Source organism: Actinophytocola sp. (assembly GCF_035762905.1).
In the GTDB taxonomy this organism is placed as follows: domain Bacteria; phylum Actinomycetota; class Actinomycetes; order Mycobacteriales; family Pseudonocardiaceae; genus DASYTH01.
Genome location: NZ_DASUCC010000144.1, coordinates 14,142 through 26,421, shown reverse-complemented (window position 1 = coordinate 26,421; position 12,280 = coordinate 14,142). Strand labels below are relative to the sequence as shown.

Annotated in this window: 12 protein-coding genes; 6 read left to right on the top strand and 6 right to left on the bottom strand. The window is 72.3% G+C overall.

From position 1 onward, the window contains the following. The first annotated feature begins 36 nt into the window (after nt 1–36). A complete protein-coding gene (locus tag VFV67_RS30505) occupies nt 37–957 on the top strand; it encodes a GAF and ANTAR domain-containing protein (protein WP_326474141.1) in 921 nt (306 codons plus the stop codon). A gap of 16 nt (nt 958–973) precedes the next feature. Here the strand turns inward: VFV67_RS30505 and VFV67_RS30500 are convergent, their stop codons facing one another. Then, nucleotides 974–1,702 (bottom strand): ATP-binding protein, encoded by a 729-nt coding sequence (locus tag VFV67_RS30500; protein WP_326474140.1) that lies wholly within the window; start codon nt 1,700–1,702, stop codon nt 974–976. Nucleotides 1,703–1,888: 186 nt separating this feature from the next. Here VFV67_RS30500 and VFV67_RS30495 point away from each other — a divergent pair, with 186 nt between their 5' ends. Continuing rightward, nucleotides 1,889–2,338 (top strand): DUF6292 family protein, encoded by a 450-nt coding sequence (locus VFV67_RS30495; RefSeq protein ID WP_326474139.1) that lies wholly within the window; start codon nt 1,889–1,891, stop codon nt 2,336–2,338. A 37-nt stretch (nt 2,339–2,375) separates the two neighbouring features. Next, nucleotides 2,376–2,678, top strand: coding sequence for a hypothetical protein (locus VFV67_RS30490; protein ID WP_326474138.1), 303 nt, complete (start codon nt 2,376–2,378; stop codon nt 2,676–2,678). Nucleotides 2,679–2,681: 3 nt separating this feature from the next. Here VFV67_RS30490 and VFV67_RS30485 read toward each other — a convergent pair whose 3' ends face one another. Together VFV67_RS30485 and VFV67_RS30480 are read right to left on the bottom strand one after the other, a co-directional pair. After that, nucleotides 2,682–3,944, bottom strand: coding sequence for a cupin domain-containing protein (locus VFV67_RS30485; RefSeq protein ID WP_326474137.1), 1,263 nt, complete (start codon nt 3,942–3,944; stop codon nt 2,682–2,684). Next, entirely contained in the window at nt 3,941–4,183 is a 243-nt protein-coding gene (locus tag VFV67_RS30480) for a hypothetical protein (RefSeq protein ID WP_326474136.1), read from the bottom strand. Before VFV67_RS30480 ends, VFV67_RS30485 begins: the two co-directional genes overlap by 4 nt. 51 nt (nt 4,184–4,234) lie before the next feature. Between VFV67_RS30480 and VFV67_RS30475 the strand changes: the two genes are divergently transcribed. The 3 genes from VFV67_RS30475 to VFV67_RS30465 all read left to right on the top strand — a co-directional run bounded on the left by VFV67_RS30475 (nt 4,235) and on the right by VFV67_RS30465 (nt 6,016). Beyond that, complete coding sequence (locus VFV67_RS30475; RefSeq protein ID WP_326474135.1) at nt 4,235–5,194, top strand: glycosyltransferase family 9 protein; 960 nt, start codon at nt 4,235–4,237, stop codon at nt 5,192–5,194. A gap of 119 nt (nt 5,195–5,313) precedes the next feature. Further along, nucleotides 5,314–5,517: a hypothetical protein gene (locus VFV67_RS30470; RefSeq protein ID WP_326474266.1), complete on the top strand. Its 204-nt coding sequence runs from the start codon at nt 5,314–5,316 to the stop codon at nt 5,515–5,517. 49 nt (nt 5,518–5,566) lie between these two features. Further along, nucleotides 5,567–6,016, top strand: coding sequence for a protein-tyrosine phosphatase family protein (locus VFV67_RS30465; RefSeq protein WP_326474134.1), 450 nt, complete (start codon nt 5,567–5,569; stop codon nt 6,014–6,016). A gap of 141 nt (nt 6,017–6,157) precedes the next feature. Here the strand turns inward: VFV67_RS30465 and treZ are convergent, their stop codons facing one another. From treZ to glgX, 3 genes are read right to left on the bottom strand one after another with little or no spacing between them, the layout of a single operon-like run. Then, nucleotides 6,158–7,876 carry a malto-oligosyltrehalose trehalohydrolase gene (treZ, locus tag VFV67_RS30460; RefSeq protein ID WP_326474133.1) on the bottom strand — a complete coding sequence of 573 codons (1,719 nt, stop codon included), beginning with the start codon at nt 7,874–7,876 and terminating at the stop codon, nt 6,158–6,160. Next, complete coding sequence (gene treY / locus VFV67_RS30455) at nt 7,873–10,125, bottom strand: malto-oligosyltrehalose synthase (protein WP_326474132.1); 2,253 nt, start codon at nt 10,123–10,125, stop codon at nt 7,873–7,875. The genes treZ and treY overlap by 4 nt, the downstream gene beginning before the upstream one ends. Beyond that, nucleotides 10,122–12,254: a glycogen debranching protein GlgX gene (gene glgX, locus VFV67_RS30450; protein WP_326474131.1), complete on the bottom strand. Its 2,133-nt coding sequence runs from the start codon at nt 12,252–12,254 to the stop codon at nt 10,122–10,124. Before glgX ends, treY begins: the two co-directional genes overlap by 4 nt. Between the last annotated feature and the right edge of the window lie 26 nt (nt 12,255–12,280).

Sequence of the window (12,280 nt, the reverse complement as noted above, 5' to 3'; positions counted from 1 at the left end):
ACCCCACCCGCCGTTGCAGGGCCTACTGTCCAGAGCATGCAGGAGTGGTCGGACATGGACCTGGCCCAGATGTTCGCCCAGACGGCCAAGGTGTTGGCGACTCAGGAGAGCTTCAGCGGCACGCTGGAGGACATCGCCGCGCTCGCCGTCGCGGTGGTTCCGGGGGCGGAGACCGCCGGGCTGACCCTGGTGCGCAACGGCAAGGTGGAGACCCCGGCGGCCACCGACCAGCTCGCGGTGGCCAGCGACGTCGCGCAGTACGAGACCGGCGAGGGTCCCTGCCTGCAGGCGGTGTGGGAGGACCGGGTGCTGCGGGTGGACGACATGGAGACCGAGACCCGGTGGCCCAAGTTCGCCGAACGGGCGGTGAAGCTGGGCGTGGGCAGCATGCTGGCCTGTCACCTGTCCAGTGAACGCGGGTCGCTGTCCGCGCTGAACCTCTACGCCCGGGCCAAGGCATCGTTCGACCAGCAGTCGGTGAGCGTGGCGCTGGTGTACGCCACGCACGCCACCATCGCGCTGGAGTCGGCCCGGATGGAAACCGACCTGCGCGCCGCGGTGGGGACCCGGCAGGGCATCGGCCAGGCGGTCGGGATCGTGATGGAGCGCCATCAGCTCACCGCCAAGCAGGGGTTCGACCTGCTGGTCCGGGCGTCCCAGAAGCTCAACGTCAAGCTGCGGGACCTGGCCGACATCGTGGTGACCACCGGGCTCGACCCGGCACAGCCCGCCGACCTCGCCCGGCTGGCCGACCAGCGGCCCGCCCGGGCGACGCACAGGGCCCAGGCCAAGATCGGTGCCGCCGAGGCGCACGAGGCCGCGGCCGAGCAGCACGAGAAGCACGCCGCCGCCGGCCGGGCCGAGGTCGCCGAGCACGAACGCCAGGCCGCCGCGCACCGCAGCGCCGCGACCAGCGCCCGGGACGCCGCCGAACAGGACTCCGAGTCACTCGGCTGACCGGAGCCGTCCGCCGCTACGACCGGCGCAGCACGGCCCAGACCGCCTTTCCCCCGGACAGCATCGGGGCCCAGCTCCACGAGTGGACCAGCTTGTCGACCAGCACCAGACCGAGGTGCCCGGTGGTGGACAGGTCGGGCTCGCACATCTGGACCGGGGTCGGGTCGTCGTCGTAGACGGCGACGACCAGGGCGCCGCCGTTCTGCTCCAGCCGCAACCGCGGCTCCGACGAGGTGTGCCGCACGGCGTTCTCCACCAACTCGCTGGCGACCAGGATCGCGTCCGGGAGGTGCTCGCAGCACTCCCACCGCTGGCAGGTCTGCTCCACGAACCGGCGGGCCAGCAGCACACTCGACGCGTTGCGCGGCAGCTCGATCAGGGTCCGGCGGCGCGCAGGCGGATCGCCGACCGCGGTCAGCGCCTCGTCGATGCTGGCGTGCAGCGGAACGTGCCGGTGCAGCGTGTTGCGGGCCAGCCGCCTGCGGTCCAGCTCGCGCGGTGCCACCAGCACGATCGGCACCGCCGGCCAGTCCAGGACCTGCATCCGGACCGAGGAGAAGACCACGAGCGTGGTGTCCGCCGGTACCCGCAGCTCGTCGAGGTCGACCACCACGGCCCTCGGCAACTCCAGGGCGCACTTGAGCAGGGCGTCGCGCATCCGCGCGTAGGTCGACAGGGTCAGCTCGCCGTGCGGCCGGACGATCGTCGCACCGTGCAGCAGGACCCGATCGATGGTCAGGCTCATCGCGAACCCCGGACCACGATCGGGTCACGAGTACGGCGAGCCATGTCACCACCATGACATTGCCACGTTCACGCACGGTACGTACCCGCGCCGCTGCCCGCCAAATCGTGACACTCCGGACGGTTGACGGCCGCTCACACGGGGTACCAGGTGAGCAAGTTCAGGGGACGTGGCGAAAGGGCGGACGTGAACAGGGAACCTCATGGCGCGCCCGCGCGCGGGCTGCGGCGCTACCTCGGCGAGGTGTGCCGGGCGCTGCGGGTGGGGCCGGAGGCGAGTTGTTGGGAGCTCGACGACCGGGCCAACGCCTACGTGGCGCTCGACGGCCGGCTGCCCGGCTATCCCAGGCACGACCTCGCGCTGGTCTGGGACGAGGAGAACGGCTGGGCGGCGGCGCTGGAGACCCAGTGCGGCGACGACATGATCATCCTGTGTTACCTGGGCGGCGACATCCTGCCGCACCCGCGGGTGGTGGCCGACTTCGTCGCCGAGTTGCGCGCTGACGAGTACCCCGGCCAGCCGGACCCGCCGGCGCTGCGCGCGTCGTTCGCCGAGGACGGCTTCGAAGCCCGGCTGGCCGTCCTGGCCGGCGCCGCGGCCGAGCGCGGCTCGATGGCCAGCGAGCCCACCGCCTGAGGTTTCCCGAGGTGACGCAGCGGGGATCCGTCAGCTCATGCTGACGATTACCCCGGAGGCCGGGCTGGCGATCAACCGGATGGCCGCCGAACAGGGCGCCCCGCACGACGGCGGGCTGCGGATCGAGGCGATGCACGGCGTCGAGCGGCCGGACTTCGCGATCTCCATCGCGACCATGCCGGACGAGAACGATCAGATCGTCACCGAGGAGAGCACCGGCGCGCGGGTCATGCTCGACCCGCTGACCGCCGAGTTCACCGAAGAGTCGATCCTGGACGTCGACGACACGGTGGAAAGCGCCCTCCGGTTCCGGCTGCGGTCGCGCGGCAACGAGCGCTGACCCTCACGCCTCCGCCCGGTCCCGGTTGCCGTTGGGCGACGGCGCCCAGGCCGCCTGGCCGGCAACCGGCACCACGAGTCCCTCCCGGAGCAGCCGGCGAACCAGCACCAGCTGGTCGTCCAGGTCGATTCCGGGCAGCTCACCGACCGCCACCGGGGCGCCGCCGAGCAGCTCGACCAGGGCCGGGCCGGTCACCGCGGGCAGCGACAGCTGGTCGCCCGGCAGGTCGAGCAACACCCGGTCGCCCTCGTAGCGCAGCGCGTGCCGCAGCCCAGGGCGCAGCCGGATCCGGCTGCCGAGCCGCACCGAACGCGCGGCCCGGGACTGGGCCAGCGGGCCGATGGGCTGCGGCCGGGAGCCGGCCCAGAGCCGGTCGCGGACCAGCCGGGTCACCTCGGCCGGGTCGGCCGCGCGCAGGTACCGGATCAGCGCCTGGACCGCCGGCCGCAGCTCGGTACCGAGATCGTCGGGGTCCAGGGCCATGGGCAGCGACGTGCGCAGCTCCGGTTCCCCGGCCGCGAGCGCACACAGCGCCTCGACCAGGGCGTAGCGGGTGAGCACGTGCACGCCGACGGTCAGATGCGCGGACAGCTCGCCGAGCGCGGTGGCCGAGTGCAGGTAGCCGCGCGGCAGGTAGAGCGCGTCGCCCGGCTCGAGCACGTGGTCGAGCAGCGGGGGTTCGCCGGCCCGTTCGGACACGGCGCCGGCGCGGTTCGCCCACGGCTGGTCCCGCAGCGGATCCCGGTGCACCGGCTCGTGGATCAGCCAGCGCTTCCGGCCGGCGAGCTGGAGGACGAACACGTCGTGGGTGTCGTAATGGGCGGCGAAGCCCTGCGCGTCCGCGGGCGTGAGGTAGGCGTTGACCTGCACCGGGTGACCGAGGTCCTGGGTGAGCTGGCCGGCGAACTCGATCAGCGGCGGCCACATCCGGTGCAGTGCCTGCAGGACCAGGGTGCTGCCGTCCTCGAACAGCCGCAGCACCGCCTCGTCGGTGACCTGATCGGAGATCTCCGCGCCGGCGCCGGCCGGACCGGTGAACTGCGCCGAGGACAGCACGGTGCCGTTGCGGGCCAGGCGCAGGAACGGGGTGCGCAGGCCGCGCCGGGACAGCAGCTCGTCCACGCCGTCCAGGGTGAGCAGGTCGTCGAACCGCCACGGCGCCGACCCGGCGGGGGTGAGCAGGAGGCCGCGCCCCCAGTACCGCTCGGCGAACTCCGCCGGCTCGATGCCGATGCACCGGCGCAGAGCCGGGCGGTCGGTGCTCACCGACCGGCGCCGCTGTCCACCGGACCGCCGTCCTCCGCGCCGCTGTCCACCGGACCGCCGTCCTCCGCGCCGCTGTCCACCGGACCGCCGTCCTCGGCACCGCTGTCCACCGGACCGCCGTCCTCGGCACCGCTGTCCACCGGACCGCCGTCCTCGGCGCCGGTGTCGATCGGGCCGCCGTCGGCCGGGCCGTTCGGCCGGTTGTCGGGTCGGTTGATGTCATCATCGCTGAGCGTCATGTGCTCCGGACTACCCAACGGATCTACGACAAAACGGGGTACTCATATGGCATGGCCGGTCACATCGTCGCGCTCCGGGCCCTGCGGCTCGGCGACTTCCTGGTCGCCGTTCCGGCGCTGCGCGCGTTACGCCGGGCCTGGCCCGAGCACGAGGTGATGCTGGCCGCGCCGGGCTGGCTGGGCGCGCTGGTCAGCCTGGCCGAGTGCGCCGACACGCTGTTACCGGTGCCCGGCCTGGTGCCGCTGCCGCAGCGGGCGGCCTGGCCGGACATCGCGGTGAACCTGCATGGCGCCGGCCCGCAGAGCACCGCGGTGCTCGACGCGCTGCGGCCGGCGCAGCGGATCGGGCACGCCGGGCACGGCTGGACCGGGCCGGCCTGGGTCGCCGACCTGCACGGGCGGGACCGCTGGTGCCGGCTGTTGCGCTGGGCCGGGGTGCCGGCCGACCCGGGGGACTTCCGGCTGGAACCGCCCGGGGTGCCCAGCCAGGCGCCGGGCGCGGTGGTGATCCATCCCGGGGCCGCTTACGAGAGCAAGCGGTGGCCGGTGAACCGGTTCGCCCGGGTGGCGGGCGAACTGCGGGCGGCCGGCTACCCGGTGGTGGTCACCGGGTCGGCGGCGGAACGGGATCTGGCCGCCCGGCTGGCCGGCCGAGCCGGGCTGCCGGCCGGCGCCGTGCTCGCCGGCCGCACCGGCCTGCTGGACCTGGCCGCGCTGGTCGCCGAGGCCCGGCTGGTGATCTCCGGCGACACCGGGATCGCACACCTGGCCTACGCGTTCGGCACCCCGTCGGTCACCCTGTTCGGCCCGGTGCCGGCGCGGCTGTGCGGACCTCCGCCCGGCGGGCCGCACCGCACGCTGTCCCGGGACGCGGCGCGCCGCGGCGACCGGTTCGGTAACCGGGTCGACCCGGCGCTGATCGGTGTGCGGGTCTCGCACGTGCTGACCGCGGCCTACGAACTGCTCGTCTACGCGCCGGTGACCTCGGCGAACGTCCGCGATTTCTCCTAGGTACCAACACATCCGGCTGCGCCTGCAGCACGACTCAAGCCAGATGCGGTTTCGGAGCGGGAGGATGCGGGTAGTCGCAGAAACCCGAAGATATGCGGAGGTGTTGACCGTTGTTGCCCGTGACCATTGACCAGCTCGTCACCGCTCCGCACGACGTGGTGGCGGAGGACCCCGCGCAGTTACGGGCCCGCCGCATGCGTGCTGTGCGGGCCGTCGCCTCGGCCGCGACCGACTCGGACGACTGCGGGATGCTGCTTGAGGCGCTCGGGCTGCGTCCGGAGGAAGGCATCGGCGAGCCGCCGGCACCGCGCTCCGGTAACTGACCTTCCGCGCTTCGTTCCGCCCGCCGGCCGGCGGGCCACAATGACCGGTATGACGACCCCGAAGCTGGCCGGCGCGACTGTGTTCCCCGATGGAACTTGGGTGCGCGGCCGTGGCCTGCGCGACGGCGTCCCGACCGGTCCCCCACCCGGATATGGCCTCTACCTCGGCACCGCGCACCTCCGCACCCGGCACGAGCACACCCTGACCTGGCCGCACGACTGGATCGACTGGCCGGACTTCCGGCTCCCCCGCGACCGCGCCGCCGCGATCGTCGAGATCCGGAACCTGCACGCCCGCGCGCGCTCCGGGACCGAGGTCGAGGTCGCCTGCGGCGGCGGGATCGGCCGCACCGGCACCGTGATGGCGTGCCTGGCGATCCTGTCCGGGGTGCCCGCAGCCGAGGCCGTCACCTGGACCCGCGCGCACTATCACCCGCGCGCCGTCGAGACCCCCTGGCAACGACGCTGGGTCCACGCATTTCCGCCTCTCCGGAATTAACTGCTGTTGTTGCGTTCCAGCCGGTGGCGGTTGGCGGGTTGATTGTGGCTGGGTTGCGTCACGGTGCCCCTGAGGTTGCGTTGTTGGGCCGAGACTTTCCTCAGTGATCCACGTGGACAGGCACCAGATTGGGGGTTGGGGTCAGGTTGTGGTGAGGATGGTGAAGGTGTCGGGGGGGAGGGTGATGGTGTCCGGGGTGAGCGTGGGGGTGGTGTTGGGGGTGGACAGGAGTAGCTGGGTGGGGGGTCTGTCCAGGGGGATGGTGGCGGGGGTGTCGGCGAGGTTGGCGGCGACGCGGAGTGCGCCGCGGTGCAGCAGGAGCCAGGAGTCGGCCGCGGTGATGGTGTAACGGTCCAGCCGCGGGTCGGACAGCTCGGGGTGCGTGCGGCGCAGCTGGATGAGGGCGCGGTAGGTGTCGAGGACGGCCCGGTGCCGCGGGGTGGACAGCTCGTCCCAGGGCAGGGTGGAGTGGATGCGGGTGGCCGGGTCCATCGGATCCGGGACCTCGGCTTGCGCCCAGCCGTGTTCGGCGAACTCGCGGCGCCGGCCGGTGCGCACCGATTCGGCCAGCTCGGGGTCGGTGAACGAGGCGAAGAACTGCCAGGGGGCCTCGGTGGCCCACTCCTCGCCCATGAAGATCATCGGGGTGTACGGGGAGGTCAGCAGGATCGCGGCGCCGACGAGTTGGCGTTGTGGGGAGATGGTTGCGGCAAGGCGGTCGCCGGTGGCGCGGTTGCCGATCTGGTCGTGGTTCTGCAGGAAGGCGACGAAGCGGTGGCCGGGGGTGCGGGCCGGGTCGATCGGGCGGCCGTGCGTGCGGCCGCGGAAGGACGACCAGGTGCCGGTGTGGAAGTACGCCGAGCCCAGCGTGCCGGGCAGGGCGCCGGGGGCGGCGAAGTCGGCGTAGTAGCCGTGGGTTTCGCCGGTGAGGGCGACGTGCAGGGCGTGGTGGATGTCGTCGCTCCACTGGGCGGTCAGGCCGTAGCCGCCGGCCTCGCGCGAGGTGATCAGGCGGGGGTCGTTGAGGTCGGACTCGGCGATCAGGGACAGCGGGCGGCGCAGGCCGGTGGCCAGGGCGTCGACCTCGGCGGCCAGTTCCTCGAGCAGGTGGGTGGCGCTGCGGTCGACCAGGGCGTGCACCGCGTCCAGGCGCAGGCCGTCCAGGTGGTAGTGGCGCAGCCAGTCGAGGGCGTTGTCCAGCACGTACCGGCGCACCTCGTCGGAGTCGGGGCCGTCCAGGTTGAGCGACGGGCCCCAGATGTTGCGGCCGGCGAAGTACGGGCCGAACCGGTCCAGGTAGGCGCCGGACGGGCCGAGGTGGTTGTAGACGACGTCGAGCAGCACGCCGAGCCCGCGGGCGTGGCAGGCGTCGACGAACCGCTTGAAGCCGTCCGGACCGCCGTACGGTTCGTGCACCGCGCCCCAGGCCACCCCGTCGTAGCCCCACCCGGACGCGCCGTCGAAGGCGTTGACCGGCATCACCTCGACCTGGTCGATGCCCAGGTCGACCAGGTGGTCCAGGCGTTCGACGGCCGCGTCGAACGTGCCGGCCGGGGTGAAGGTGCCGATGTGCAGCTCGTAGAGGACGCTGCCGGGCAGGGCGCGGCCGGTCCAGCGCTGGTCGGTCCAGGTGAACGCGGAATGGTCGTAGCGCCGGGTCGGGCCGTGCACGCCGTTCGGCTGCCAGCGCGAACGCGGGTCGGGCAACGGGTTGGCGTCGTCGTCATCGAGCAGAAAGGCGTAGTCGGTGACCGGTGCCTCGGCGTGCCACCAGCCGCGCTCGTCCCGCTCCATCGCGAGCACGGCCGAGGCGCCGAGTAGCCGGACCCGGTCCCGGTGCGGCGCCCAGACCGAGATCACGGCCGCCCCCGGCGCAGCAGCGCGACCGGGTACCGGGCCAGCAGATCGGCCAGCCGGACCGAGCCCACTGGCGACCCGGTCAGCAGGTCCACCCAGTCGCCCGGGGGCAGCGGCAGGACCGTGTCCCGCCAGCCGCCGGCCCGCTCCAGGCCGACCGGCAGCCGGGTGGCCACCGCGACCAGGTCGAAGCCGGCGCCCCGGGCGAAGGCCAGCGCGTGCCCGGCGGCGGCGCCCTCGGCGAACACGGGGCGATACGCGGTGAACAGCTCGGGCTCGGCCCGCCGCAACCGCAACACGGTGCGCACCACGTGCAGCTTGGCCGCACCGGTCTCGTCGAGGTCCGGCCGCCAGCCCGACTCCAGCCGGTCCAGCAGCCGTTCCCGCTCGGCGAAGTCCACCGGCCGGCGGTTGTCCGGGTCCACAAGGGACAGATCGAACAGCTCGGTTCCCTGGTACACGTCGGGAATCCCGGGCCCGGCGAGCTGGACCAGCTTCTGCCCGAGCGAGTTGGACCAGCCGGCCGGCCTGATCCGCTCGACGAACGCCGCGACCTCGGCGGACAGCGCCGGGTCCGCGAGCACCGCCGCCGGCCAGGCCAGCACCTCCGCCTCGAACTCCTCGTCGTGGTCGGTCCAGGAGGTGCGCAACTTGGCCTCCTTGGCCGCCTTGTCCAGGTACGCGGCCAGCCGCTCGGCGGTGATCGGCCAGGCACCGACCAGGGACTGCCAGCCGAGCAGGTTCAGCGACGCCTCGGACAGCGGCCGGCGCGCCGACCAGTCGCGCACCGCTTCGGCCCAGTCCCCGGCAAGCTCGGCCAGCACGGCCAGCCGGGCCCGCACGTCCTCGGACCGCTTGGTGTCGTGTGTGGACAGGGTGGTCATGCTGAGCGGCCAGCCGGAGTCGCGGGCCGCGGCGGCGGCGTGGAACTCCCCCACCGCAACGCCGAACCGGTCCGGGGCGCCGCCGACCTCGTTCAGCGCAACGAACCGGGTATAGCGGTAGAACGCGGTGTCCTCGGTTCCCTTGGCCACCACCATCCCGGACGTCTGCTGGATCCGCCTGGCCAGCTCCCCGCCCGGATCCGCCCGCACCTCTTTGTCCACTGTAGACAGAATATCGGCCAGGTCGGGCCGGGCCGCCCGGGCCGACTCCACCGCCGCGGTCCAGTGCTCGAGCCCCTCCGGCAGGTACGACCGGTACACGCGAAACGCCGCCAGCAGCTCGGCGACCGCCGCGTCGGCCCGGTCCGCCGGCACCAGCGCGGCGATCCGGCGCACCTCGGCGACCAGTGCGGTCGTGGCCACCAGCCGCCGGCATTCCCGTTCCACGGCGGCGAAATCGGTGGGCAGGCCGAACCCGGCGGCCAGCTCGGTCAGCGGCCGCTCCCCCGCCGGATCCACGAACACCCCGCACACCGCGCGCAGCGCCTCGTACCCGGTGGTGCCGTGCACCGGCCAGGACCCGGGCAGCGACTCGCCCGGCTCGAGGATCTTCTCCACCACCAGCCAGCAGCCGGTGGCCGCGTGCAGCTCGCGGAGATACCCGCCGGGATCGGCCAGCCCGTCCGGATGATCCACCCGCAGCCCGTCCAACTCGCCGAACCGAGCCCAGCGCAACGGCTCGGCGTGCGTGGCCCGGAACACGTCATGGTCCTCCACCCGCACCCCGGCCAGCGTGGTGATGTCGAAGAACCGCCGGTAGCCCAACTCCGCGTTGCCGCGCCGCCAGGACACCAGCCGGTAGTGCTGCTGCTCGGCGCTCGAGGTGCCGGGCGCCAGCGGGAACTCATGCTCGTGGTAGGACAGCCGGCCGTCCCGCACCTCCACCGCCGGCTCGGGCTCCTCGCCGAGCACCGGCAGCAGCACCGGCCCGCGGTCCCAGTCGATGTCGAAGTACGAGGCGTAGCGCGACTCCCGGCCGTGCGCGAGCACGTCCCACCACCACGGGTTGGCCGCCGGCACCGCCACCGACATGTGGTTGGGCACGATGTCCACGACCAACCCGAGCCCGGACCGGCGCACCGCGTGCACCAGGCGCAGCCGGGCCGGCTCGCCGCCCAGTTCGGGGTTCACCCGGCTCGGGTCCACCACGTCGTAGCCGTGGGTGGAGCCGGGCGCGGCGGTCAGCAGCGGCGAGGTGTAGACCGCGCCGGCACCGAGCCGGTCCAGGTAACCGACCAGCCGGGCCGCCGCGTCCAGGTCGAACCCCCGGTGCAGCTGCAACCGGTAGGTGGAGGCCGGCACCGTCACCCGCCGTCCTCCACCCGCCGCAGCAACACCAGGGACCGGGCGGTGACCGGCAGCGTGTCGCCGGCCGGCACGGTGCGGACCTCGGCCGGCAGGTCGCCGTCGAGCACGACGCCGCTGGTGGTGTCCAGCACCACCGCCCAGCGCCGGCCGTAACTGGCGTCCGGCACGGTCACCTCGATGTCCTCGTCGTGCGCGTTGAACACGCAGAGGAACGAGTCGTCCACCACCCGCTCGCCGCGCTTGTCCAGGTCCGAGATGCCTTCCCCGTTGAGGAACACCACGATGCACCGGCCGAAGTCGCTCTCCCAGTCCTGCTCGGACATCTCCTGCGCCGCCGGGGTGAACCAGGCGATGTCGCGCAACTCCTCGCCCTTGCGGATCGGGCGCCCGGCGAAGAACCGGCGCCGCCGGAACACCGGGTGGTTGCTGCGCAGCGCCGTGACGGCGGCGGTGAACTCGAACAGGTCCGCGTTGGCCTCCGCCAAGGACCAGTCCACCCAGGACACCTCGTTGTCCTGGCAGTAGGCGTTGTTGTTGCCGCCCTGGGTGCGGCCGAACTCGTCGCCGTGCAACAGCATCGGCACGCCCTGGGACAGCAGCAGCGTGGCGATCATGTTCCGGCGCTGCCGGGCACGCAGCTCGTTGACCTTCTCGTCGTCGGTCGGGCCCTCGGCGCCGCAGTTCCACGACCGGTTGTCGTCGTGGCCGTCCCGGTTGTCCTCGCCGTTGGCCTCGTTGTGTTTGTCGTTGTAGGAAACCAGGTCGTTGAGCGTGAACCCGTCGTGCGCGGTGATGAAGTTGATCGAGGCGAACGGGCGGCGGCCGTCGTCCTGGTAGAGGTCGGACGAGCCGGTGATCCGGGAGGCGAACTCGCCGAGCGTCTCCGGGGTGCCCCGCCAGAAGTCCCGGACGGTGTCCCGGTACTTCCCGTTCCACTCCGTCCACAATGGCGGGAAGTTGCCGACCTGGTAGCCACCGGGCCCGACGTCCCACGGCTCGGCGATCAGCTTCGCCTGACTGATCACCGGATCCTGCTGGATGATGTCGAAGAACGCCGACAGCCGGTCCACGTCGTAGAACTCCCGGGCCAGTGTCGCGGCCAGATCGAACCGGAAGCCGTCCACCCGCATCTCGGTCACCCAGTAGCGCAGCGAGTCCATGATCAGCTGAAGGGTGTGCGGATTCCTTGCGTTGAGCGAGTTTCCGGTGCCGGTGTAGTCGGTGTAGAAGCGCTGATCCTCTTCCAGCCGGTAGTACGCCTCGTTGTCGATCCCGCGCATGGACAGCGTGGGGCCCAGGTGGTTGCCCTCGGCGGTGTGGTTGTAGACCACGTCGAGGATCACCTCGATGTTGGCCTCGTGCAGGGTGCGCACCATCGCCTTGAACTCCTGCACCTGGTTTCCCCGGCCGCGCATCGAGGTGTAGCCACCGTGCGGGGCGAAGTAGGCGATCGTGTTGTAGCCCCAGTAGTTGCGCAGGTTCCGCTGCACCAGTCCACTGTCGTGCAGGAACTGGTGCACCGGCATCAGCTCGACGGCGGTGACCCCCAGCCGGGTGAAGTAGTCGATCATCACCGGGTGGGCCAGCGCCGAGTAGGTGCCGCGCATCGCCTCGGGGATCTCGGGATGCCGCTTGGTCAGCCCGCGGACGTGCGCCTCGTAGATGACGCTCTCGTTGTACGGGGTACGCGGTGCCCGGTCGTTGTCCCAGTCGAAGTACGGGTTGACCACGACGCCGAACACGGTGTGCTGCGCGGAGTCGGCGTCGTTGCGCTCGTCCGGCGCGTCGAACCGGTAGCCGAACACCGACTCGTCCCAGTCCACCTCGCCGCCCACCGCCTTGGCGTACGGGTCGAGCAGCAGCTTGTTGGGGTTGCAGCGCAGTCCGCGGGCCGGGTCGTACGGGCCGTGCACCCGGTAGCCGTACCACTGGCCGGGTCCGATGCCGGGCAGGTAACCGTGATGGACGAAGCCGTCGACCTCGGGCAACCGGATCCTGGACTCGGTCCCGTCGCTGTCGAACAGGCACAGGTCGACGTGCTCGGCGACCTCGGAGAAAAGCGCGAAGTTGGTGCCGGCACCGTCATAGGTGGCACCGAGCGGGTAGGGGGAACCGGGCCAGGGCCGCACGCGCACTCCTCTCGAATTAGTCGCAC